Below are 23,080 nucleotides of genomic sequence, written 5' to 3' on the forward strand. Positions count from 1 at the left end.
GGTGACGGGTGCCCCTGCGTAGGCGCGGAGGAAATATGCGGCGCCCCGCCCCTGCTTGGTGAGGGGAGGAACGAGGACGGTCACTGCCCCTCGCCTGTAGCCCTAACCAAGCAGAGAGAGGACTAGTCCTCGTGCGCAACCTTCACGGTCACGCCGTTGAACGTCACGGTATCTCCGGGGTGCAGCTGCTTGCCGCGTGCTTCCTCAATGTCGCCGTTGACCTTTACCAGGCCGTGCTGAATGACCTCGCGTGCCTGCGCGCCGTCCTCTACGAGGTTGGCGAGCTTGAGGAACTGGCCGAGGCGGATCATATCGTCGCGAATAAAAATTTCTTCCATGCTTCCTAGTTTATCCCGCCGGGTGCATCCTGGTGTCCGGCAAAAATGGGGGAGTGGTGGGCCGGGTAGGCATACCCAGGGGTGGGGTGGTGATGGTACCCTAGTGTCTTGCATCAAAAAGTGTGCATATTGCGCCGATGAGCGCGAATACGGGCGCCCCGTTCTGGGTTGCGTCCCTTATGAACCCGAACTCACGCACGTCACAGCCGGTGGCGGGGCAGAAGGAGTAACTATGGCTGAAAAGTCCACCCTCGATAACGTTATTGCGCTCGCGAAGCGCCGCGGCTTTGTTTTCCAGGCCGGTGAAATTTACGGCGGTTCCCGCTCCGCATGGGACTACGGCCCCCTCGGTGCAGAGCTGAAGGAAAACATCCGTCAGCAGTGGTGGCAGCGTTTCGTCCGCTCTCGTGCGGACATGGTTGGCCTGGACTCCTCTGTTATTCTGCCTCGTGCGGTGTGGGAGGCGTCCGGTCACGTGGCGACCTTCACCGACCCGCTGGTTGAGTGCCTGTCGTGCCACAAGCGTCTGCGTCAGGATCACCTGCTGGAGAACTTTGAGGCGAAGAAGGGCCGCGCGGCTGAGGGCATGGAAGAGATTGCTTGCCCGAACTGTGGCACTCGTGGTGAGTGGACTGAGCCGCAGAACTTCTCCGGTCTGATGAAGACTTACCTGGGCCCGGTTGATAATGAGGAGGGTCTGCACTTCCTGCGTCCGGAGACCGCTCAGGGTATTTTCGTGAACTTCAACAATGTGGTCACTGCTTCTCGTAAGCGCCCGCCGTTCGGTATTGGCCAGATTGGTAAGTCGTTCCGTAACGAGATTACTCCCGGTAACTTTATTTTCCGTACTCGTGAGTTCGAGCAGATGGAAATTGAGTACTTCGTGCACCCGGATGACGCTGATAAGTACTTCAACGAGTGGGTTGAGGACTGCTGGAACTGGTTCGTTGACCTGGGTATTAACCCGGATAACATGCGCCGCTTCGACGTTCCTAAGGAGGAGCGTGCACACTACTCGGCTGGCACTATTGACGTTGAGTACCGCTTCGGCTTCCAGGGTTCGGAGTGGGGCGAGCTGATGGGCGTTGCGAACCGTACCGACTACGACCTGGGCGTGCACAATGAGCACTCCAACGCGAAGCTTGAGTACTTCGACCAGGCTACCGGTGAGCGTTACGTGCCGTACGTGATTGAGCCGTCCTTCGGCCTGACCCGCTCCATGATGGCGTTCCTCGTCGACGCATACGTCGAGGACGAGGCACCCAACACTAAGGGTGGCGTGGATAAGCGCGTCGTGCTGAAGCTTGACCCGCGCCTGGCACCGGTGAAGGCTGCTGTTCTGCCGCTGTCGAAGAAGGCTGAACTGTCTGAGCCGGCAACTAAGCTGGCGAATGAGCTGCGTGGCCTGTGGAACGTGGACTACGACGAGGCGGGCGCTATTGGCCGCCGTTACCGCCGCCAGGATGAGATCGGTACCCCGTTCTGCATTACCGTAGACTTCGATACCCTCGAGGATCAGGCTGTGACCATCCGCGAGCGCGACACCATGAACCAGGAGCGTGTGGCTCTGGATCAGGTGAAGTCCTACCTGGCTGCACGCCTGGCAGGCTAAAACTTTCATAACATGGTCGGCGGGTAGCCTCTTAGAGCGAAAGAGGCTACCCGCCGTCGTGTATTTGGGCTACCCTGGTTAGACTGATTGGCACGATTGAAGCGAGCGAAGGAAAGGTGCACGGATATGGCTGAACGCCTCAGCGAAAAATTTGAGATTCGCCCCTGGCAGGAGGGTGATGACCTTGCCCTGCTTGAGATTTGGAACTCTGCCCGCAATGAGGTTGAGGAGCGCCAGCGTGGCCTTTTCGGCCCGGATACGGACGCGCCGTTTAGCCGCACCCTGGTGGTGACTGTTTCTGGTGTGCCGGTGGCTGCGGGTACTGTGGTGGCTTCGTTGCTGCATCCGACGCGTTTGTGGTCCTATGTGGAGGTCGCGGCTGACCACCGCCGTCAGGGCATTGGTACCGCCCTGCTGGATGCGTTGCGTGAGATTGCGGCGGCGCACGGTCAGACCACTGCTCTGCGCGTGAAGCTTGCACCGTTTAGCGATGGTGAGGAGTTCGCGCAGGCGGCCGGTATGAAGCTGATTCAGCGTTCCCGCATGGTGCGTGTGGAGCCGGGTGCGATTCCTCCGGTGTCTTTGCGTGAGGATGCTGACGGTAACGAGACTCAGGCGATTGAGGATTTGGCGACCGGTTCGGTTGAGCTGACCGCCGCGCTCTGGGAGTTCTACCGCCGCGCCCATGAGTGGGATGTTCCCGCTGAGGTGGGTCTGGGCACGGTGAACCGCTACTTCCTCTCGGATGAGGTGCGTGCCTTTGGCGCCGTGGTGCTTCGTGACCATATTCGTGAGGCGGCCGCAGAGGGTAAGAAGGGCCCGATTGTTGCGTTTGCGGTGAGCTACCACCCCTTCGAGACTGACCCGGAGGCGGCGCTGGTGAATGAGAACACCGCCACCGAACTGCTACTGGGCTATGACTTCGATAATGAGGGTGCTGTGGAGGCGATTATGCAGGTGTTGTCCCTGCTGAGTGCTAAGTACCCGGTGCTGGTTGAGGTTGATGACGCCATGGAGGCGCTGGTTCAGGTGACCGACGTGCTACTGCGTGCCGGCACTGCCTCGGTGGAGGGCGACCCGACCTATATTTACGTGACCGAGTAGGTTACTAGGTAGATTCTCGATACTGAGCCTGCGGGCTGACTCTTGCTGAAGGGGTGGGGGAGCGGAACGCTTCCTCGCCCCTCTCGCGTACCTGCGTCTCCTTGCGGTTGCTGCGCCGGCGCCGTGCCGTTGTACTGTGCCGCGCTGCTGTACTGTGCTCCTGTACCCCCTCAGCTGAGTCCGGTTCTCGATTTGCCCCCGTATGCCACAATATAGGGGTGAATTCTGAAGCACCCCGTCTTACCCTTCCGCCCCTGAAACTGGGCAATCTGACCGTTGATACTCCCGTGGTTCTCGCCCCGATGGCTGGCGTGACCAATAAGGCTTTCCGCCGCCTCTGCAGTGAATATGGCGGCGGCCTGTACGTTACCGAAATGGTGACTGCGCGCGCCCTGGTGGAGCGTAAGCCCGAGTCCATGCGCATTATTGAGCATGACCCGGACGAGAAGATCCGCTCCATCCAGATTTACGGTGTGGACGCGGTCAACGTCGGTAAGGCTGTGCGCATGGTCGTTGAAGAGGACCGTGCCGACCACATTGACTTGAACTTTGGCTGCCCGGCTCCTAAGGTGACTCGCCGCGGTGGCGGTGCCGCTCTGCCCTGGAAGACTGACCTGTTCACTGCGATTGTGCAGACCGCGGTGAAGGAGGCGTCCCGCAACGATATTCCGCTGACTATTAAGATGCGTAAGGGCATCGACGATGACCATATTACGTTCTTGGAGTCCGCCAAGATCGCGCGTGATGCCGGTGTCGCGGCGATTGCCCTGCACGGTCGTACTGCGGCTCAGCATTATTCGGGTAAGGCTGACTGGGATTCTATTGCGCAGCTGCGTGAGCTGATTCCGGATGTGCCGATTCTGGGTAATGGCGATATTTTCTCCGCTGAGGATGCGGTGCGCATGGTTGAGCAGACCGGCGTGGACGGCGTCGTGATTGGTCGCGGCTGCCAGGGTCGCCCGTGGCTGTTTGGCGACCTGCAGAATGCGTTTGAGGGTTCGTCGGAGCGTATCCGACCGACCCTGACTGAGGTTTCGGACATGATTTACCGCCACGCAGAACTGCTGGTGGAAACCTTCGGCGATGAGACCCGAGGCCTGCGCGAGATCCGCAAGCACGTGGCGTGGTACTTCAAGGGCTACCCGGTCGGTGGCGAGCTGCGTGCGAAGATGGCCCAGGTGCCCGACCTGGCGACCTTCCGTGAGCTGATTGCTCAGCTGGACCACTCGATTGGTTACCCGGGTGCCGCCGTGGAGGGCTCGCGCGGTCGCGCCGGCAGCCCCAAGCAGCCGCACCTGCCCGATGGCTGGCTGGATTCGCGCATCCTGGGGGACGCTGAGCGTCTGGGCCTGGTCGAGGCTGAGCTGGATATTTCCGGCGGCTAAACACCTGTACTTGTGTGCCGCGGCGTGCTGTTTGCGCGTCGCGGCGCATCCTTTTCTGACCCTATTTTGTGCACCCGTAACGCCTGTAGGCGCTACCTGTTGACCCTCACCGTAGAATTGAGTTTATGGCTGGATTAATCCGCAAAGAAGACATTGACGAAGTCCGCGCCCGTACCGATATCCGCGAAATCATTGAAGGCTATGTGAGCCTCAAAAGCGCCGGTATAGGCACCTTCAAGGGGCTGTGCCCGTTCCACGACGAGCGCACGCCCTCCTTCAATGTGCGCCCGCAGGTCGGTTCGTACCACTGCTTTGGCTGCGGTGAATCCGGTGACGTGTACTCCTTCGTCATGGCGATGGAGCACACCAGTTTCGTTGAGACGGTGGAGCGTCTTGCCGCCCGTATTGGTTACACCCTGCACTATGAGGGCGGTAAGCCCGGCGACCGCTATGAGGCGGGTATGCGCCGCCGCCTGCTCGACGCGCACAAGATTGCCGCAGAGTTCTTTGAACGTAACCTATACAGCGCTGATGCTCAGGAGGCGCAGCGCTTCCTCGGCGCCCGCGGTTTCGACCCCGCCGCAACCCGCAAGTTCGGTGTCGGCTACGCCCCGCGCGGCTGGGACCACCTGCTCAAGCATCTTCGCTCCCAGGGTTTCACGGATGAGGAGCTGAAGGCGACCGGCATGTTCTCGGAGGGCAACCGCGGCCTGTACGACCGCTTCCGCGGCCGCATCATCTGGCCGATTCGCACCATCGCTGGTGAAACCATCGGTTTCGGTGCCCGCCGCCTCTTCGACGACGACCAAGGCCCCAAATACCTGAACACCCCCGAGACGCAGCTGTACAAGAAATCCCAGGTGCTTTACGGCATTGACCTGGCAAAACGCGATATGACCAAGGCTAAGCAGGTCGTCATCGTGGAAGGCTACACGGACGTCATGGCGGCACACCTCGCCGGCATCACTACCGCCGTTGCCACCTGCGGCACCGCGTTCGGTCCCGGCCACATCAAGATGGTGCGCCGCATGATTACCGACGACGGCTCCGGCGGCGAAATCATCTTCACATTCGACGGTGACGCCGCAGGACAGAAAGCCGCCATGGCAGCCTTCCAGGAGGACCAGCGCTTCATCGCGCAGACCTTCGTGGCGGTTGCCGAGAACGGCATGGACCCCTGCGACCTGCGCCTACACAAGGGCGACGCCGCCGTGCGCTCGCTAATCGCTTCGCGCCGCCCGCTCTTCGAGTTTGCGATTGATTCAACCCTCGCCAAGTACGACCTGGCGACCCTTGAAGGCCGCGTGCTGGCGATGCGCGCTATCGCCCCGATTATCGCCGGTATTAAGGACCGCGACCTGCGCCCCGCCTACATGCGTAAGGTATCCGGTCAGCTTGGTCTGGAGCTCGACGAGATTCAGCGTGCCGTGGCGTACGCGCAGAATCACCCGAAGCTTTCTCGCTCCCAGCAGGCGGAGGCTACCGCCGCCGCGCCGCGTTACGAGCGTCTGAACGAGGGGCCGCAGGGAGTGCCGGGCACACCGGGATACGCGGGCGCTCAGGGTTACGCGGGCACGCCGGGTTATACGGGTGTTCAGGGGGCAGTTCATGCTGACGCGCCCTACGACCCCGCCTACGATGCCCCGCCTCCCGAGGATTACGCCGCGCCCAGCGCCTACGCCGGACAGAATGCCGCCGCGCATCCGCCGAGCAGCATTCAGCCCGCCGCACCCCAGCCGGAGGCGACCGCCCCCGCCGTCGAGGAGTTCCTCACCCCCGACCCGCGCGACCCGGTCGCCCGCCTCGAAAAGGCGGCGCTCGAGATTGCCCTGCAGCACCCCGAGCTCATCAGCGTGGAACAGTGGCGTAACCTCGCCACCGTGCAGTTCCGCTACCGCACCCACCGCGAGGTGGCCGCCGGCATTATTCACGCGGCAACCGTCATGGCGCCCACCCCCGGCATCGAATGGATTAACTGCGTGCGCTCCGGCGCTGTGGAGGGCGTACACCCCGCCATCGCAGAGCTCGCCGTCTCACCGCTACCGGTCAGTAGCGCTGAGCGTCTGCCCGGTTTTGTGACTGGTGCGCTCAACGCCCTATTCGAACAGCAAATCGCCCGCCAAAAATCCGACCTGATGATGCGCCTGGAACAGCTCAGCGCCAACCCCGACGACGAAGAGTTCGAAGCGGTACAGCGTCAGCTCCTCGAATTGGAGATGCGCCGCCGACAGCTCGCCGCACAGCGCGGCTAGGTGCGGTTCCTTGTGAGAGCCCCGGCTGTCTGCTCAACGTTTTACGTTCCGCAGACAGCCGGGGGGGGGGTAGCGCGGGTTAACCGGAGCCCAAGCTCCCAATCTAAAGAGTGATACACTTCACGCTATTTCGAGTTGCGGAGCCCAAACAGCCCCGGTATAGTTATTACTCGTTGCAAGGGAAACCAAACAACAAAAACAAAATAATCCCCCGTAGCTCAATTGGCAGAGCATTCGACTGTTAATCGAAGGGTTACTGGTTCGAGTCCAGTCGGGGGAGCAGATATAGCAAGAACCCCGGAACGAAGTTCCGGGGTTCTTGCTATATACGTTACTCTGGCTCGAACCAGTAACCACTCCACCCTTCGTGAGCGCTGGGGCGCTCCCTTCGGGCCCTCGGGCTTACGCCCTCGGCGGGGTTAACGGTTTTTACTTCCTCGCGCGCTCGGAAAATCTTCGCCTCGCTAGTTCGAGTCCAGTCGGAACGTTCTCTCCAAGTCATGAATCAGTAACCACTCCGCCATACGCAGGCGCTGGGGCGCTCCCTCCAGGTCCTCGGGCTTACGCCCTCGGCGGGGTTAACGGTTTTTACTTCCTCGCGCGCTCGGAAAATCTTCACCCCGCTGTATCGAGTCCAGTCGGAACGTTCTCCCCAAGTCGTGAACCAGCAACCCCTTGGGCTTACGCCCCCGGCGAGGCAAAGATACTTCACCCTGCAAAAATGTACCCTGTAAAAATGTGAAATCTAACGCACCGAAAAGTTCCCCACCCCCACGCGCCACGCACCCACTCGGCGCGTAGCGGGGGAGCGGCGCATCGGCATCCTCTTACGCCTACTCCAGAGCAAATCCACAGGCGCAACCAAACCCAGAAAGCTACGCCTGCAGCTCAATGTAGCCTCCAGAAAGTCGAAAATACCTGAAGAGATAGCGCAAACCCCCACCCAAACGGTCACGCGGAGGTATCATAAGGGGCTAAACTATAGGAGGTGGAGTGCGAAAAAGAAGCCTCCAAAAACACGTCACGGAGAGGTGGTCATGACCACTACTACTAATCCCAAGGCACCTAAGCGTTTCTTTGCTGGCATCAGCGGGATTAAGTCCGGCGTCGCGAACATCATCGACGCTGGCAAAACCTTCAAGACCCTCGGACCCAGCCAGGTCAAGGACGAAATCCAGATTGCAAAGCACGAGCTGAAGACCAAGGGCATCGCCGTTGGTAAGGGTGCGGCCTTCTTCGGCGTCGCAGCAGTCTTCGGTCTGTTCCTGATCATTGCGCTGGTCGCCGCAGCAATCCTCGGCCTCGGCACCGTCATGCCCTACTGGGCATCCGCGCTGGTCTTCGCCCTCATCTTCCTCATCGTCCTGGCAATCTGCGCCCTGGTCGGTCTGAAGAAGGTCAAGGCACAGCTGCCGTTCAAGCCCGAATCCGCAATCTTCGGTCTGCTCTTCGACCTCGGCGTACTCAAGGAAGGTACCGCCATGTCCGCTGAGCGCCTGAAGAAGGAACAGGCAGAGCGTGCAGAGCAGAAGGCTAAGGAAGCTGAAGAAGCAGCAGAACGCGCACGTCAGGAAGCTGAAGAGCGCAAGGCACGCGGTGAGGAAGAGCCCAAGCCGCCGACCTTCGAAGAGCTCAAGCAGCGCACCGCAGAACGCCGCCAGCACCTGGCAGCCCTGCGCGACGACCTGCAGTCCTACACCGGCGACGTTCAGAACAACACCCAGCAGGCTCTGGATGCTCTCAAGGCAGTGCCCTCCGAGGTTGCCGCAGGTGCAGCAGCTACCGGCCGCGGCCTGGCAGAGAACGTGCGCAAGCCCGAGGTTCTGCAGGCACGCTGGAAGTCCTTCGCAGCACTGGGCGCATCCATTGCAACCGTCCTGCACTTCCTGAACCGCCTGGTACGCCGCTAAACCCGGTACACCATAAACCCAGTCGCCGCTAAAGCCGGCGCATAGGTTTAACGCCAAGCGTCCAAACGCCCCGATACTTGTATCGGGGCGTTTGTGCGTCTACAGGCAGGTTGCCGACTTCTGTCTCAACGTGAGGTTTAGAGGTAACTCCCAGCCAAAACCCTCCCTCTACGAGTCGGAGAAGGACGCAGCTCACAGGTAGAATAGACAAGTGCTGTACGTACTGGATCCACCCGGTGCACGCGGCAGACAGAGGTAGAAGCGGCGCGCCGTCGCACCCGAAACCCCCAAAGTCACCGACACACTACACCCCGATGAGGAGCCCCGTCATGGAACAGGCAAAGACGATTCTGATTGGCGCAGAAACCTACCCGCCGGACATCAACGGTGCAGCGCAATTCGGTCACCGCCTCGCCACCTCCATGCTCAAGCGAGGCCACTCCGTGCACGTAGTCGCCGCCAGCCCCATCCCCGGCCCCAGCTACCGCACCGAAGTAGAGGGCGGCATCGTGGAGCACCGCCTGCGCTCGCACCTGCCCCCGACCCACGAGACGAACCGCATCTGCGTTCCCTGGGAGATCTGGTCCGAGGTCGGCGCAATCCTTGACGAGGTTCGCCCGGACGTGGTGCACGTGCAGTGCCACTACATTATTGGCCGCGCCCTCATCTTCCAGGCGAAGCGCCGCGGTATCCGCGTTATCGCAACGAACCACTTCATGCCGGCGAACCTTGACCCGTTCCTGCCCTTCCCCGCTCCCGTGAAGCGCGTGATTGAGAAGGTCACCTGGAAGGACATGCGTTTCTGCTTCTCCAAGACTGCGGTCGTTACCACCCCCACCCAGATCGGTGCGGATGCGATGCGCGACCTGGGTCATTTTGACCGCCCCGTCATGCCGGTTTCTAACGGTATTGAGATTAGCGACTACGAGCTGCCTGAGGGTGCTGACGCCGGTAAGGTTCCCGGTGAGCTGCGTATTGCCTTCGTGGGTCGCCTTGCCGAAGAGAAGAACGTGGACGTGCTCATTGAGGCGCTCTCCCTGCTGCCCGATACTCTCGAGCACGTGGTGCTGGATATCGCCGGTGGCGGTGAGCTGCGTGAGGCTCTCGAGCAGAAGGCGCACGATTGCGGCGTGTCCGACCGCGTGATTTTCCGTGGCTTCGTTCCGGATGAGCATCTGCCCGAGGTGTACCAGATGGCTGACGTGTTCTGCCAGCCCGGTACCGCCGAGCTGCAGTCCCTGGTTTCCCTGGAGGCGATGAGCGCCTCCACCCCCGTGGTGCTCGCGAACGCGCTGGCTCTGCCGCACCTGGTGGAGGACGGTGTGAACGGCTACCTCTTCGAACCCAATAACGCTCAGGATTTGGCGAAGAAGCTGGAGGCGGTGCTCTCCCTGCCCGCTGCTGAGCGCGAGCAGATGGGCCGCGAGTCCCGCCGCATCGTGGGCTTCCACAGTGCTGAGAACACCTGGCGCACCTTCGAGGAACTTTACGTGAGCGATGCTCCGTACCAGCGTTACCTGGATTCGCGCCGCTAAGCTTCTCTAGATTCTGAGCGTTGAGTATGAGAGAGCGTTTTTCGTTCTCAGTCGCCGTTCAGGTACTCTAGAGGATGGTGCAGGCGCCCATTGCGCGCCGTCACTGCACCGGATGGGGAGTTAGCTCAGCCGGTTAGAGCAGGGGACTCATAATCCCTTGGTCGCGGGTTCGAGCCCCGCACTCCCTACGGCCCCGCCCGTCGACTTCACCCACTTGTCGGCGGGCGGGGCTTTTTCGTGCTCTTTTGTCGTGCACTCAGGGTGCCTATTTTTGTTCATGGAATGCATCAACGGTGATGAAAATGAGTAAATGACGAACGAAGACGCACCATAGCGTTCAATACGGTAGGGTTGAAGAGTCTTGTCACGAAAGACAGTGTGATGCCGCCGGTAGGTGCCGATTCTGCTGGCGGTGTTGCTTCCACACACCATACGAGAGGATCTCAATGTCGGAGAACACTCCCAACAACCCGTCGCAGGGTGTAGCCGGAGGCTACGGCTACGACGCCGGCGCACACCCCGCGCAGGACGCTTCGCTTCCGGGCCAGGCTGCTCAGCCGAGCCAGCCCGTGCAGTCGAGCCAGCCGGGTAATGCTGCTCAGCCTGCCGCACCGGTAGCACCTCAGCAGCCCGTTCAGCCTGAGCCCGTTCAGTCGCAGCAGGCGCCCCAGCCCGGTACTGCTCAGCCCGGTACTGCGCAGCCGGGTCAGCCCGGCCAGGCAACCTATGCGCCGAGCGCACCGCATCCGGCGGTGAAGGCACTGGGTGCTACCTGGAACGCGTTCTTGGACGTTTTCTCCAGCAACCCGGCGACCGCGCACGCTCGCATCTCTTCCGCAGGTGCGTGGGGTTGGATTGTTCCCACGACTCTGCAGGCGCTAGTGGGCGCGTTCTTCTTCAGCCAGCTGGTAATTCTGGCGGCGGTTGTCATGATGTCCATGTTGGGCTACATGTTTGGTGGCCGAAGTGGTGCCGCCTACGGTGGTGCCTACGCCGCACAGGCTGTGCCGACCGGACGCATGATTCTGGCGTACGTGCTGATGGCTCTCGCCATCTTCGGCGTGCAGGTTCTGCGCGGTGTGCAGCTGCAGCTGACCGCGCGCATTGGCAAGGCGCCGGCGTCCTTCACCGCGAGTATGCATGCTGTGTCGGTGTCTTCTCTGGTGCTGATTCCTTCGTTCCTGCTGCTGAACCTGCTCGTGTTCTTCTTGCGCCTCACCCGTAGCGGTGACGGCGCGTTCTTCCTGACCATGCTCATGGTTCTGGTGCTTGCTTTTGCGGTGTTCTCGGGTGAGGCTCTGACCTACCTGGGCCTGAACCGTCTGGGCCGCTTCGCGAAGTCCCCGATTATCATGCACGCGGCGCTGAGCACCGCATGGGTTCTGGCATCCATGGTTGTTTACTACGTGGCTATTCGCCTGATGGGAGCCTAGAATGCACGCGATGACTCATACCCCGGCTGCACCGGCTCGTCAGCGCTGGATGTTCCTGGCGGTTCTGCTGACCATTGCAGCGCTGATTCTGAGTGCCTGCAGCGCGAAGATTGAGACCCAGCTGGGTCTTGAGAGCGCCGAGAAGGGTACTCGTACGATTCTGGTTTCCTTCAACATGAAGGATAACCAGGACAAGGTTAAGGGCGGCACCCAGGCGCTGGATGCGTCCGTTCGTAAGCACCTGCCCGAGGGCATGGAGTACGAAGGTATTCAGTCTGAGGGCGAGAAGGCTCGTGCGACCTTCAAGGTCTCCTTCTCCTCCGTGGACGAATACCACTCCAAGGTGACCTCTCTGCTGAAGGCTTCGGGCTCCGACATCAAGCCGCAGATCAGCATCATCAACTCTGACCAGGGCCTGGTGCAGGGTATCCAGGTGAAGGAAAACTTCAGCTCTGGCGACCTGCTGGGCTGGCTTCCGGAAGCGCTGGTCGTGGATGGTGTGGTGTCTGCTTCTAATAAGAACAGCGTCCTCAGCAGCAGCGATGAAACCACTGTGAAGTTTGGCGAGAAGGAAGTGAAGAACTCCGGTGGGTCTAAGATTTCCGCGAAGGATGTTCAGGACCGCGGTTTCCGTAACGTCATCCTTGACGTGAAGGAGAAGGACGGCGGTTATGACGTCGCCATCTCCTTCGTTGCGAAGGAAATCATGAACACCGAGACCGCCGCTGCGGTCGACGCCTACCTGAACCAGGTCAAGCCTGAGGGCTCCGAGCTGAAGAAGGGTCTGGAATCCTCGCAGGCGAAGGCATACGCTCCTTCCGCATCGACCGCCAGCGCGAAGGAAGAAGTGGGCCGTACCCTGACCTTTAGCGCTTCTTCGATTGAGGATTTGGGAAATGGTCTCAAGAAGCTGTTTGGTGCAGGTAGTACCGATCTCTCCGCTAGCCGTGAGGTAGTGGCGAAGGATAATAACTTCACCGTTCAGAAGAAGATTTCGGGTCTGCTGGACTGCGCGCTGCTGTGCTCCCCGAGCGGTGATGGCCTGACTCTGACCATCATGGACACCAACGATAAGTCCTACATGGTGGACCCTGAGGGGCGCGCTAGCTCCTCCCGTTCTGGTGGTAGCAGTACTCTCATTGCGGTTGACCGTGTTTCTTCACGTCAGATTGAGATGAAGAGTATGAAGGTGGCTACCTCCCTGGGCCTGGATGGTTCCATGGAAGCTCGTTTCCTCTACGCATTCCCGACCGCGGATGTTGCGGGTGCTGAGCAGAAGCTCAAGGACGTTTTCGCAGGCGGCGGTAATGACGAGACCGAGGTTCGTCAGGACGGCGACGCCACCATCGTGAGCGTGAAGGTTCGCGGTAAGGACCAGAACGAGTTCAACCAGCGCCTGAACGAATACCTGCCCGATTCGAAGGTGACCGTTACCCGCCCCGGTGGCTACCACCCCTTCGGCTCCGACTACATTGTGACCCCTGAGATTAAGCTCTCTTCGAAGCTGGGTAACTACTACGCGGCTCCCTTCGAGTTCACCTTCAAGGCTCCGACCTTCTCCTCGCTGGAGCAGCAGAAGGTAGATGCCGCGAACAGCATCGCGAAGAGCTCTCAGCACGTGCAGCTGACCGTGAATGGTGGCGAGCTGAGCGTCAAGACCGACCGCGGTGTCAGTAGCACCTCCGGTCTGACTGTTCCGGTGTCCGGTCTGAGCATGACTGACGTAATCGTGGATGCGGTTATTGTGGGTCTGCTGCTGCTCATCCTGGTTCTGCTGTTCCTGTTCCGCAAGAAGATCGCGGCGGCTCGCGCGAAGGGTCGTGAGCGTCGTGCCGCTTCGGCTGCGGCACTGGGTGCTGCGGCGGGTGTTGCGACCGGTTACGGTGCAACCCAGGCTGACGTACAGAATGGCTACCCGGCACAGGGCGGATACGCGGCACAGAACGGCTACCCGGTACAGAACGGTTATGCTGCTCAGCCCGGTTACCCGGCACAGAACACCGCCTACACTGTCGGTGATGATTCGCCGACTCAGGTGTTCACCCCGCAGCAGGGCTTGCACTACGGTGAGACTGAACCGACCAAGGCAATGCCGGCGTATGTCCCTCCCACTGAGCAGTCCACTCAGCCGAACCAGTTCGGTGCTGATGACGGTGACGTCCTCCAGTAAGTAGCAGCCTCTAGCAACCCGCTAGAGAACGCCCCTAGTCTGGATCCTGTGGCCCCGTTGCCTCCTTCTGGGGAGGTGACGGGCCACAGCCGTACCCAATGACTGCCAGTGCGAGTGTCCGCCCCTAGTATCCGCCCGGCACGGGAAGTAGAATGCTCGGCTCCTTCGACCCTAGCAGGCTCATGGGGTTGATGTACTCGGCGGTCTTGCCGCTGCCGTCCCCGCGGGCGCCTCCCTGGCGTACACCCCAGTACAGGCAGGGAGTGGAGCACCGCCGGTAGGGGCGCTCGCTGTTGCCGCCTGCCGTGACTGCGACGGTGCCGATGACCTCACCGGCTGCAACGGTGGTGCCGGCCGGGAGTGCCTCGTCCATGGGTTCGAAGGTGCTGCGCCGCCCATCCGGATGCGCAATGACCAGCACTTTGCGGTTGACGACCGTGCCGCTGAACACCACTTTGCCGGGTGCCGGTGCGTAGACGCGCCGGTCGTGTTCGGGCACGGCGAGGTCTACGCCGCGATGCCCGGCACTCCAGCGTTGGGCGGGCTTCTCAAAGGGATGGATTACCCGCGGTCTGGAGGTGGCGGTGGGGGAGCGGTAGCGTAGCCGGCTCACGGCGAGCTCAACGGTAGTGGGAGCCTCCGCACTGTCGGGAACATGCGCACTTGAGGCGGCACCGTCTGCAAAACCAGCCCCGCCCGTCAAGCCATCTCCACCCGCGCACACGAGCGCACCCAGCAGGCAGCACGCCACCAGCACCGCGTGCCGCAACGCGGACTCTAAACTTTTCATGTTCTTCTTCATCTTCTGAGCACATCACGAATCGCCCCGCCCCGCAGGGCCTCGCGAAAAATTGTGGATAACTCCGCCCTTTGCGCCTTAAAATCCGTTATCCACAGTGCCCCCGCACACACCCGAACCGCCCGCGCAGGTTTTAACCCCGATCCGGCGGATTAATCGCGGAATATACGGTACAATGTCGTATTGCAGTGTGCCTGCGCGGGTATTCTCCCTCTTCGAGGGGGTTCCGCACAGTATCACTGACGACGCGCGGCGTGAGCGGCATCCTCACACGGGGAGCCGATAAGGGACCTTCGGTCCACCCACACGGGGTGGTTAGGGCCTGAGCTGAACGGGCAACCGTGAACGCTAACCGCCGCCAGGAAAAACTGATAACTACTATGCGCGCGTTGGGCTAGCCCGAATGGGAGGTCCGCGCGGCACCACAAAAGGAGACGACATGCCCGTCGTAACTATGCGTGAAATGCTGGACTCCGGCGTTCACTTCGGTCACCAGACCCGCCGTTGGAACCCCAAGATGAAGCGTTTCATCCTGACCGAGCGCAACGGCATCTACATCATCGACCTGCAGCAGTCCCTCGCCTTCATCGACAAGGCATACGAGGCTGTTAAGTCGACCGTCGCACACGGTGGCAACATCCTGTTCGTGGGTACCAAGAAGCAGGCTCAGGAAGTTATCGCTGAGCAGGCAACCCGCGTGAACATGCCCTACGTGAACCACCGCTGGCTCGGTGGTATGCTGACCAACTTCAGCACCATCTCCAAGAGCATCGAGCGCATGAAGGAACTCGAGCAGATTGACTTCGACGATGTAGCAGGTTCTCGCTACACCAAGAAGGAACTGCTCCTCATGCGTCGCGAGTTCGAGAAGCTCGAGAAGACCCTCGGCGGTATCCGCAACCTGTCCAAGGTTCCCTCCCTCCTGTGGGTTGTTGACACCAAGAAGGAGCACCTGGCAGTTAACGAGGCTCAGAAGCTGGGCATCCCCGTTGTTGCTATCCTCGACACCAACTGCGACCCCGACGAGGTTGCTTTCCCGATCCCCGGTAACGACGACGCTATCCGCTCCGTCAACCTGCTCACCCGCGTGATTGCTGACGCAGTGGCAGCCGGCCTGATCGAGCGCAACGCTAAGAAGAACGGCAAGGCTGAAGCAGCTGAGGAGCCCATGGCAGCTTGGGAGCGCGAGCTCCTGGAGCAGCACGAGGCTGCACAGGCTGAAGAGGCAGCTAAGTAAGCTTTCTTAGCCCACTAAGCTTTATGCTTTGTGGCCCCCGCCCGCGGGGACCACGTTCGGACGGCGCCCGCCCTGACCTGGGCGCGGCGCCGTCCGCCATTTGTACCACCGGGATGTCATCCCGATTTATTACAGCAACACAAGGAGTTCACAATGGCGAACTACACCGCAGCAGACATCAAGGCACTGCGCGAGAAGACCGGCGCAGGTATGCTCGACGTCAAGAAGGCTCTGGACGAGGCTAACGGCGACCAGCAGAAGGCTGCTGAGATCATCCGCGTTAAGGGTCTGAAGGGCATCACCAAGCGCGAGGGTCGCGCAACCGCTGAGGGCCTGGTAGCTGCACGCGTTGAGAACGGCGTTGGCTACATGATCGAGGTCAACTCTGAGACCGACTTCGTGGCAAAGTCCGACCCCTTCATCGCTTTCGGCCAGAACGTGCTCGAGGCTGCTATTGCTGCTAACGCTTCCACCCTGGAAGAGCTGCAGGCTGCATCCTACGAGGGCAAGACCGTTGAGGAGCTGACCACCGACGCTGGTGCACTGCTCGGCGAGAAGATCGTTGTCCGCCGCGTTGCACGCGTTGAGGGCGAGAACGTTGCAGTTTACCTGCACAAGACCTCCAAGGACCTGCCCGCACAGGTTGGCGTTCTGCTGGCTGTCTCCGGTGAGAACACCGACGAGATCGCACACGACGTTGCAGTTCACATTGCTGCAATGAGCCCCAAGTACCTGGATTCCGAGTCCATCCCCGCAGACCAGATCGAGACCGAGAAGCGCGTTGCTCGCGAGACCGCAATCGCTGAGGGCAAGCCCGAGAAGATTCTGGACAAGATCGTTGAGGGTCGCCTGAAGGGCTTCTTCAAGGAGAACACCCTGCTCGATCAGGACTTCGCAAAGGACTCCAAGAAGTCTGTCGCACAGGTTCTGTCCGAGGCTGGCGCAACCGCTACCGCATTCGCACGTTTCCGCGTGGGCGCATAAGGACTCGCTGCAGTTCTGCCCTCCCGTATTGCGGGTTCCCGGTAAGGGAAGTCGTATGAGGTTGGGATTATAGCCTGAAGCCGGGTAGTCACCACTGGTGGCTATCCGGCTTTGCTGTATCCTTGATAAGGACTAGGCGGCAGGAGTCCGCCCCAATCACCCATAACAATCCCTAGGTAAGCCACTGGAGGAACCATGACTGAAGCGAATCCCCGCCCGATGCACCGTGACGAAACCGGCCGCCGCCGCGTTTTGCTCAAGCTTTCCGGTGAGGTTTTTGGTGGCGGTGAAGTTGGCATTTCGACCGAGGTCGTGCGCAGCATCGCTAAGCAGATCGCCGCAACTGTTGGCGAGGTTGAGACCTCCATCGTGATTGGTGGCGGTAACTTCTTCCGTGGCGCTGAACTCTCTCAGGCGGGTATGGATCGTTCCCGTGCAGACTACATGGGTATGCTCGGCACCGTGATGAACTCCCTGGCTCTGCAGGACTTCCTGGAGCAGGAGGGTATTGACACCCGCGTTCAGTCCGCTATCACCATGCCGCAGGTTGCTGAGACTTACATTCCTCGCCGCGCGATTCGCCACATGCAGAAGGACCGCGTCGTGATTTTCGGTGCTGGTGCGGGTCTGCCCTACTTCTCCACTGACACTGTGGCTGCTCAGCGCGCCCTGGAAATCCACGCAGATGAGGTTCTGGTCGCTAAGAACGGCGTGGACGGCATCTACACTGCTGACCCGAACAAGGACCCCAACGCTGAGCGCCTGTACAACCTCACCTACGATGAGGCAATGCAGCGCAACATCCGCGTGCTGGACCAGACTGCATTCTCCCTGTGCCGTGACAACAACGTGACCATGCGCGTGTTCGGCATGCAGGGTGAGGGTAACGTGACCCGCGCGATTCTGGGTGAGAAGATGGGTACCCTCGTTACTCGCTAACCCCTAAATTTTTTGGGGTGGGGCGTGCGGAACGCCCCCTCACATTGTGACCGTGCTCGATAGCGCGGACTTATTCTGGACGGTACCGCGCGGGTAGGCGCTAAAACTCGCTTATGCCCGCCGGTACCGTCTAGACTTATATCAAATACGACGTTCTGCCTCTTTCCCGTCGACTTCGCCTTATCCTTACGGTTTTCGCCTCGGATGCGCCGCGAACCGGTAGGGAACCGTGAGGGCTGAACGCGCACCCACCGACAATTCTGGTACCCCAGAATACCGACAAAGGAGATCCTTTCGTGATCGAAGAAATCCTTGCCGAAGCCGGCGAGAAGATGGAAAAGACCATCGAAGCAACCAAGACTGAGTTCGCTAAGGTCCGCACCGGTCGTGTGAACCCCGCAATCTTCAGCGGCCTGACCGCCGACTACTACGGTGCACCGACCCCGCTGCAGCAGCTGGTGTCCTTCAACGTTGAGGACGCACGTACCGTCAAGATCGTTCCCTTCGACGTGACCGCACTGGCAGCTATCGAGAAGGCTCTGCGTGACTCCGACCTGGGTGTTAACCCCAGCAACGACGGTGCAGCTATCCGCGTTGTCATGCCCGAAATGACCGCTGAGCGCCGTAAGGAATACACCAAGCTCGTCAACCACAAGGCTGAAGAGGCTCGTATCTCCATCCGTAACGTTCGCCGCCACGCTAAGACCGCTATCGACAAGCTGGTCAAGGACAGCGAAATCGGTGAAGACGAAGGCGCACGTGCTGAGAAGGAACTGGACGCACAGACCAAGAAGCACATCGACCAGGTCGACGCACTGTACAAGCACAAGGAAGCTGAACTGCTCGAGGTCTAAACCCTAATGAGTGCACGCAAAGAAGCGAAAGAAGAGAGAAGCGCGCCGCCTGCTCCACAGCCGAGCCCGCAGACCGCTGCAACGCCGGTCAAGTCGCGCAGCGCCAAAGCTGGCCGTAACCTGCCCGCCGCCATTAGTGTGGGTGTTGGTTTCGGCGTGCTATTGGTGCTGGGCCTGATTTACCAGCCGGTTTTTGTTGCGATCGCTACCGGCGCGGCAGCGTTGGGCGCCTGGGAAATTGGGCACGTGCTCAATACCCGCCGCGGCTACGGCATCCCGGAATACCTACTGGGTGCCCTGTCTGGCGCAATTGTGGTGGTGTCCTACCTGTTCGGTTTTACCGGGCTGGGCATCGCCCTGGCGGTGAGCCTGCTGGCGCTGTTGCTTTCTTCTGCTCTCGTGCGTGCTGACCGTCAGGTCTCACTGGGTAAGTCTTTGAGCGGTAGCGCCCTGGCTCTGCTGTGGGTGCCGCTGATGCTGGGTATTGCCATGGTCTACTTCCAGACGGACCACGGCGAGCGCGGTATCCTCATGATTCTGCTGATGGCCATCTGCAATGACACGTTCGGCTTCATTGCCGGCGTGAATTGGGGTAAGCACCCGATGGCGCCGAAGATTTCCCCGAAGAAAAGCTGGGAGGGCCTGGCTGGTTCCTTCGTCGGCTCGGCGGTTGTTGGCGCTATCGCCTTGGCGGTTATGGGTTCGCCCTGGTATTGGGCTATTCCGTTGGCGGCGGTCATGGTGGTCGCTTCGACTGCCGGTGACCTGGTCGAGTCCGTGTTCAAGCGCCGTATGGGTGTGAAGGACATGTCGAATATTCTGCCCGGTCACGGCGGCATGATGGATCGCCTGGACTCGATCCTTTTCGCTGCGGCGGCTGGTTGCCTGATTTTCCGGTTTATTATGCCGCTCTAAAGCTTCAAGCTTTATCGCTTATGGAGGCGGGGCGTTTCTTCCCACGAATGGGGGAGGGGCGCCCCGCCTTTGCTGTATCCGTTGATGAGGGGTGTAAAAGGCTATATCTAAGACGCCGCCCGCCCACCTTGCACCAGGTAGCCTGCGCATTGGTATTCTTAAAGTTCAATCGTCGAGAGGAGCCTACCTTGGCAAGCACCACCCACGGAGGCGGATTTGCCCGTGCAGCAGAAACCGAACCCGGCTACAAGCGCAGTGAAGTAGACCGCCTGTTCACCCGCCTCGCCGAGGACTACGAGAAGCTCAGCGGAGCCGCCGAACTGCCCGAAGACCTCTACACCTCCCGACGAATCCGCCAGGTCGTCTTCCGCGAAGAACCCGGCGGCTACCAGCTGGATGTGGTCGACCGCGCCCTCGAAAAGATTGAGGAACGCTTCGCCAAGCTCGAACGCAGCCGCTACATTGAGGCGTACGGCCTGGACAACTGGGAACGCTCCCTCGTAGAGACCGGCGAGCTGCTCGCAGGCCGCCTGGAACGCCCCGCCGGTGAGCGTTTCCGCCGCCCCAGCAAGCGCCGCCACATGGGCTACTTCGTCGGCGACGTGGACGCCATCTGCGACCGCGTGTACGCCCAGCTCAACAGCGAGGAGCCGCTGGACCCCTCCGTGGTGCGCCACGCAAAGTTCCGCCCCGCCTCGGGCACCGTCAGCTACGAGGAATCCCAGGTGGACGCCTTCCTGGACCGTTGCATTGAGTTGCTGCAGGATCTGCTCTAAAACGTGAAGTGTTGAATCCCCCGCCCCGTATGACAGGGTGGGGGATTCTTCTGCGCTGGGGTCTTCTGTGCTGGGCCTTCTAAGATGAGAGGCGGCGCCAGTACCCGAACGTACCCGCGAGCTCATGAGACACTAGAACCATGAAGTTTGGATCCTCAGCACGCGTCGGCGGCAGCCGCGACCGCCTCACCGACGCCCTCACAGAACTCACCCGCGCACCGCAGCGCGTCACCCTCCTCGGCTCAACCGGCTCCATCGGCACCCAAGCCATGGAAGTCATCGACCACCTCGCCGCACTCAAAGGCACCAGCGCCTCCGCCGCCGACGCACCGCTGAAAGTCGTCGCCCTCTCCGCAGGCTCCCGATCCCTCGAACTGCTCGCACGACAGGCAGTGCACGTGCGCGCCGAACTGGTCGCCACCAGCGGCACCGCCGACGACGCGCAGCGCCTCCGCGAACTCATCGAAGCGGCAGCCTCCGAAGCAGGCGCCACCGGCTACACCCCGCAGATCGCCCACGGCGCCGAAGCCTCCGTACAGGCGGCAGCACACCCGGCAGACACCGTCCTCAACGGCATCACCGGCTCCATCGGCCTGGAACCGACCCTCACCGCCCTCAACAGCGGCTACCGCGTGGCACTGGCCAACAAGGAATCCCTCATCGCAGGCGGCCCGCTCGTACGCGCCGCCGTCGACGCATCCCCCCTGAACACCCCCATGGTGCCCGTCGACTCCGAACACTCCGCCCTCGCGCAGGCGCTCGCCTCCGGAACCGACGCAGAAATCGACCGACTCATCCTCACCGCATCGGGCGGCCCGTTCCGCGGCTACAAGCGCGAACAGCTGCACGACGTGACCCCCGCGCAGGCGCTCGCACACCCCACCTGGGACATGGGCCTGGTCGTCACCACCAACTCGGCAACCATGGTCAACAAGGCGCTCGAAGTGCTTGAGGCACACCACCTGTTCGGCGTGGACCTGGACCGTATTGACGTGGCGGTTCACCCGCAGTCCATCGTGCATTCCATGGTGCAGTTCGTGGACGGATCGACCATTGCGCAGGCGTCCCCGCCGAGCATGGTTCTGCCCATCGCGCTGGGTCTGACCTGGCCGCACCGCATCCCCGGCGCCGTGCCTGCTTGTGACTGGTCGAAGGCTGCATCCTGGACTTTTGAGCCGCTGGACGAGGAAGCATTCCCCGCCGTGCGCATGATCAAGGACGCCGGTAAGGTCGGCGGCACGCACCCGGCAGTGTTCAACGCCGCCAATGAGGAAGCCGTGGCAGCATTCCATGCGGGCGCGATTCGCTTTACCGACATTGTCGATTCGGTCGCACGCGTGCTGGAGGAGCACACCGGCAGCGCTGAGGCTGTCTCTGACGCTGATTTGACGCTGGAGGCTGTGCTGAACGCGGAACGTTGGGCTCGCGTTCGTGCGAATGAGCTGCTGGGCATGACCGGCAACTAACCGGTTCTGAGGAGTATGCTCCTGGAATGGACTTGGAGGGGCGGTGTTCGTCCTCGCCTCGCTGGTTGGGATGGCACGCCGTATGTTTCCTCCGCGCCTACGCAGGGGCACCCGTCACCCGGACGCTCCGCTCCTCCTTGCTTCGCAGCGGAGAGCGTCCGTGTGACACCCTGAGGGCGCATCCGGAAAACGCGGCGCGCTACCGATGTGCCGCCCCGCTCCTCTTTACGTCCTGTGGTTCAGTGGTTCGCGAAATCTCGCCGGTCCGTTGGGTTAGGCGGTGGTTCAGTATGTGCGCCCCGTGCCTAGCGAACTGGAGTGGGGGGAGGCTGTCGCGGTTTAGTGTGTTACGTGATGGCTGGTGTTTTGCGTGTGGGGCGGGGAGGGTTGTCGCGGTTTAGTGTTTTGCCTGGTGGTTGGGTGTTTTGCGTGTGGGGCGGGGAGGGCTGTCGCCTTTTAGTGTGTTGCGTGGTGGTTAGCCTGGTGCGCGCAGAGGCGCCGGTGCCGTCCGTAGCGACATCAGGGTGCCCGAAGCGCAGCGAGGGCGGGTGCCCCTGTAGGAGCGAGGAGGCGCACCGCCCCTCAAGCGTTCAACATGGTTGCGTGTAAGCACACGAAAGCCCGCCGCAACCCAAAAGTCGCAGCGGGCAATCATTTCAAAAAGTCACAAGGCTACAGGACCGGCCAAATCCGCGTCACAAACTCACGGAAATCCTCAACATCCTTACCCTGCTCCAGCAGACCAGTGCCAAAACGAGTCGCAACCTCAGCATTATCCTCAAACGACAAATAAAACGAGCTGCCATTCACCGACTCAAGCGTCACCGCATCATCACCCACACGATACGCATGCAGAGCATTCGTATTATCAATCGTCGTCGCCGTACCCGCAGGCGTCAACGCCGGCAAATTCACCGGAGCAATAATCACCTCATCAGGCGCATCCTGATACCCAACAATAAAATGCTGCTGATCAGGATACTGATGCAACGCCAAATCAGGATTACGGTAAACCGCACGGCCCGTCGCATACACCAAATTGTATGCACCGTAATTAATAATCTGCTCGTCAAAAACCGGGTGCAGAACTCGGATAAGTTCCTCACCCGTCAAAAACACGTCACTCTCAACAGAGTTACGGGGGTCAACAACCTCTGCGTACTTACTTGCTTCGGTCAGCTCATCAGCGACCGGGATGATCGGTTCGGTCATAGCTTCAGTCTACCGGGGCAACCAACGAAGGTCACGAGTATTCGCGCATATTACGCGCCATGACGTCCAAAAATGCGAGTTTTTCTCACCTGTTCAAATGAACACGTGGGAATGTGTCAACAAGTGCAATGTGTCCACATCATGAAAGAAAGTATCTGA

The 23,080-nt window shown here is 60.7% G+C and carries 18 protein-coding genes and 2 tRNA genes; 17 read left to right on the forward strand and 3 right to left on the reverse strand.

Going from position 1 to position 23,080, the window contains the following annotated elements; all coding sequences use genetic code 11:
• Positions 1–122: 122 nt before the first annotated feature.
• On the reverse strand, positions 123–338 hold the full coding sequence (locus HMPREF2845_RS03445; RefSeq protein WP_005508828.1) for an RNA-binding S4 domain-containing protein: 216 nt from the start codon (positions 336–338) through the stop codon (positions 123–125).
• A gap of 232 nt (positions 339–570) precedes the next feature.
• Between HMPREF2845_RS03445 and HMPREF2845_RS03450 the strand changes: the two genes are divergently transcribed.
• The 10 genes from HMPREF2845_RS03450 to HMPREF2845_RS03495 all read left to right on the forward strand — a co-directional run bounded on the left by HMPREF2845_RS03450 (position 571) and on the right by HMPREF2845_RS03495 (position 13,739).
• Positions 571–1,950: a glycine--tRNA ligase gene (locus tag HMPREF2845_RS03450; protein WP_005507052.1), complete on the forward strand. Its 1,380-nt coding sequence runs from the start codon at positions 571–573 to the stop codon at positions 1,948–1,950.
• 126 nt (positions 1,951–2,076) lie between these two features.
• Entirely contained in the window at positions 2,077–3,054 is a 978-nt protein-coding gene (locus HMPREF2845_RS03455) for a GNAT family N-acetyltransferase (RefSeq protein ID WP_070633906.1), read from the forward strand.
• A gap of 218 nt (positions 3,055–3,272) precedes the next feature.
• Positions 3,273–4,439: a tRNA dihydrouridine synthase DusB gene (dusB, locus tag HMPREF2845_RS03460; protein ID WP_044142776.1), complete on the forward strand. Its 1,167-nt coding sequence runs from the start codon at positions 3,273–3,275 to the stop codon at positions 4,437–4,439.
• A 125-nt stretch (positions 4,440–4,564) separates the two neighbouring features.
• Positions 4,565–6,691, forward strand: coding sequence for a DNA primase (gene dnaG / locus HMPREF2845_RS03465; protein ID WP_070633907.1), 2,127 nt, complete (start codon positions 4,565–4,567; stop codon positions 6,689–6,691).
• Between the two features lie 207 nt (positions 6,692–6,898).
• Positions 6,899–6,971, forward strand: a tRNA-Asn gene (locus tag HMPREF2845_RS03470).
• 757 nt (positions 6,972–7,728) lie between these two features.
• A complete protein-coding gene (locus HMPREF2845_RS03475) occupies positions 7,729–8,601 on the forward strand; it encodes a phage holin family protein (protein WP_005508823.1) in 873 nt (290 codons plus the stop codon).
• 329 nt (positions 8,602–8,930) lie between these two features.
• Positions 8,931–10,136: a glycosyltransferase gene (locus HMPREF2845_RS03480; protein ID WP_070633908.1), complete on the forward strand. Its 1,206-nt coding sequence runs from the start codon at positions 8,931–8,933 to the stop codon at positions 10,134–10,136.
• 114 nt (positions 10,137–10,250) lie between these two features.
• Positions 10,251–10,324: transfer RNA gene (locus HMPREF2845_RS03485), tRNA-Ile, on the forward strand.
• Between the two features lie 258 nt (positions 10,325–10,582).
• Positions 10,583–11,569 carry a hypothetical protein gene (locus tag HMPREF2845_RS03490; RefSeq protein ID WP_070633909.1) on the forward strand — a complete coding sequence of 329 codons (987 nt, stop codon included), beginning with the start codon at positions 10,583–10,585 and terminating at the stop codon, positions 11,567–11,569.
• Between the two features lie 10 nt (positions 11,570–11,579).
• A complete protein-coding gene (locus HMPREF2845_RS03495) occupies positions 11,580–13,739 on the forward strand; it encodes a flagellar motor protein (RefSeq protein ID WP_246824592.1) in 2,160 nt (719 codons plus the stop codon).
• A 124-nt stretch (positions 13,740–13,863) separates the two neighbouring features.
• Here HMPREF2845_RS03495 and HMPREF2845_RS03500 read toward each other — a convergent pair whose 3' ends face one another.
• Positions 13,864–14,529, reverse strand: a complete 666-nt coding sequence (locus HMPREF2845_RS03500; protein ID WP_246824593.1) for a M23 family metallopeptidase — start codon at positions 14,527–14,529, stop codon at positions 13,864–13,866.
• Between the two features lie 448 nt (positions 14,530–14,977).
• Between HMPREF2845_RS03500 and rpsB the strand changes: the two genes are divergently transcribed.
• The 7 genes from rpsB to dxr all read left to right on the forward strand — a co-directional run bounded on the left by rpsB (position 14,978) and on the right by dxr (position 21,709).
• Complete coding sequence (rpsB, locus tag HMPREF2845_RS03505) at positions 14,978–15,775, forward strand: 30S ribosomal protein S2 (protein ID WP_005508818.1); 798 nt, start codon at positions 14,978–14,980, stop codon at positions 15,773–15,775.
• Between the two features lie 153 nt (positions 15,776–15,928).
• Positions 15,929–16,759 (forward strand): translation elongation factor Ts, encoded by an 831-nt coding sequence (gene tsf, locus HMPREF2845_RS03510; protein WP_005508816.1) that lies wholly within the window; start codon positions 15,929–15,931, stop codon positions 16,757–16,759.
• A 195-nt stretch (positions 16,760–16,954) separates the two neighbouring features.
• Positions 16,955–17,698: a UMP kinase gene (gene pyrH / locus HMPREF2845_RS03515; RefSeq protein ID WP_005507067.1), complete on the forward strand. Its 744-nt coding sequence runs from the start codon at positions 16,955–16,957 to the stop codon at positions 17,696–17,698.
• Positions 17,699–17,994: 296 nt separating this feature from the next.
• The gene (gene frr, locus HMPREF2845_RS03520; RefSeq protein WP_049350195.1) at positions 17,995–18,552 is read left to right on the forward strand and encodes a ribosome recycling factor; all 558 of its coding nucleotides are present in this window, start codon (positions 17,995–17,997) and stop codon (positions 18,550–18,552) included.
• Positions 18,553–18,558: 6 nt separating this feature from the next.
• The gene (locus tag HMPREF2845_RS03525; protein WP_049345688.1) at positions 18,559–19,467 is read left to right on the forward strand and encodes a phosphatidate cytidylyltransferase; all 909 of its coding nucleotides are present in this window, start codon (positions 18,559–18,561) and stop codon (positions 19,465–19,467) included.
• A 188-nt stretch (positions 19,468–19,655) separates the two neighbouring features.
• Entirely contained in the window at positions 19,656–20,243 is a 588-nt protein-coding gene (locus tag HMPREF2845_RS03530) for a cell division protein DivIVA (RefSeq protein WP_012903944.1), read from the forward strand.
• 140 nt (positions 20,244–20,383) lie between these two features.
• The gene (gene dxr / locus HMPREF2845_RS03535; protein ID WP_070633911.1) at positions 20,384–21,709 is read left to right on the forward strand and encodes a 1-deoxy-D-xylulose-5-phosphate reductoisomerase; all 1,326 of its coding nucleotides are present in this window, start codon (positions 20,384–20,386) and stop codon (positions 21,707–21,709) included.
• Between the two features lie 672 nt (positions 21,710–22,381).
• Here the strand turns inward: dxr and HMPREF2845_RS03540 are convergent.
• Positions 22,382–22,921 (reverse strand): hypothetical protein, encoded by a 540-nt coding sequence (locus HMPREF2845_RS03540; protein ID WP_070633912.1) that lies wholly within the window; start codon positions 22,919–22,921, stop codon positions 22,382–22,384.
• Positions 22,922–23,080: the final 159 nt, after the last annotated feature.

The sequence above is a fragment of the Rothia sp. HMSC065B04 genome, from assembly GCF_001812285.1.
GTDB classification, from domain to species: domain Bacteria; phylum Actinomycetota; class Actinomycetes; order Actinomycetales; family Micrococcaceae; genus Rothia; species Rothia mucilaginosa.

What these genes read in the sequence shown, in the direction of transcription:
- pyrH (WP_005507067.1), top strand. Translation starts at nt 16,955, where the DNA reads ATGACTGAAGCGAATCCCCGCCCGATGCACCGTGACGAAACCGGCCGC.
- HMPREF2845_RS03490 (WP_070633909.1), top strand. Translation starts at nt 10,583, where the DNA reads ATGTCGGAGAACACTCCCAACAACCCGTCGCAGGGTGTAGCCGGAGGC.
- HMPREF2845_RS03475 (WP_005508823.1), top strand. Translation starts at nt 7,729, where the DNA reads ATGACCACTACTACTAATCCCAAGGCACCTAAGCGTTTCTTTGCTGGC.
- HMPREF2845_RS03480 (WP_070633908.1), top strand. Translation starts at nt 8,931, where the DNA reads ATGGAACAGGCAAAGACGATTCTGATTGGCGCAGAAACCTACCCGCCG.
- HMPREF2845_RS03525 (WP_049345688.1), top strand. Translation starts at nt 18,559, where the DNA reads ATGAGTGCACGCAAAGAAGCGAAAGAAGAGAGAAGCGCGCCGCCTGCT.
- dxr (WP_070633911.1), top strand. Translation starts at nt 20,384, where the DNA reads ATGAAGTTTGGATCCTCAGCACGCGTCGGCGGCAGCCGCGACCGCCTC.
- HMPREF2845_RS03495 (WP_246824592.1), top strand. Translation starts at nt 11,580, where the DNA reads ATGACTCATACCCCGGCTGCACCGGCTCGTCAGCGCTGGATGTTCCTG.
- rpsB (WP_005508818.1), top strand. Translation starts at nt 14,978, where the DNA reads ATGCCCGTCGTAACTATGCGTGAAATGCTGGACTCCGGCGTTCACTTC.
- HMPREF2845_RS03500 (WP_246824593.1), bottom strand. Translation starts at nt 14,529, where the DNA reads ATGAAAAGTTTAGAGTCCGCGTTGCGGCACGCGGTGCTGGTGGCGTGC.
- dnaG (WP_070633907.1), top strand. Translation starts at nt 4,565, where the DNA reads ATGGCTGGATTAATCCGCAAAGAAGACATTGACGAAGTCCGCGCCCGT.
- HMPREF2845_RS03540 (WP_070633912.1), bottom strand. Translation starts at nt 22,921, where the DNA reads ATGACCGAACCGATCATCCCGGTCGCTGATGAGCTGACCGAAGCAAGT.
- HMPREF2845_RS03455 (WP_070633906.1), top strand. Translation starts at nt 2,077, where the DNA reads ATGGCTGAACGCCTCAGCGAAAAATTTGAGATTCGCCCCTGGCAGGAG.
- tsf (WP_005508816.1), top strand. Translation starts at nt 15,929, where the DNA reads ATGGCGAACTACACCGCAGCAGACATCAAGGCACTGCGCGAGAAGACC.
- HMPREF2845_RS03445 (WP_005508828.1), bottom strand. Translation starts at nt 338, where the DNA reads ATGGAAGAAATTTTTATTCGCGACGATATGATCCGCCTCGGCCAGTTC.
- HMPREF2845_RS03450 (WP_005507052.1), top strand. Translation starts at nt 571, where the DNA reads ATGGCTGAAAAGTCCACCCTCGATAACGTTATTGCGCTCGCGAAGCGC.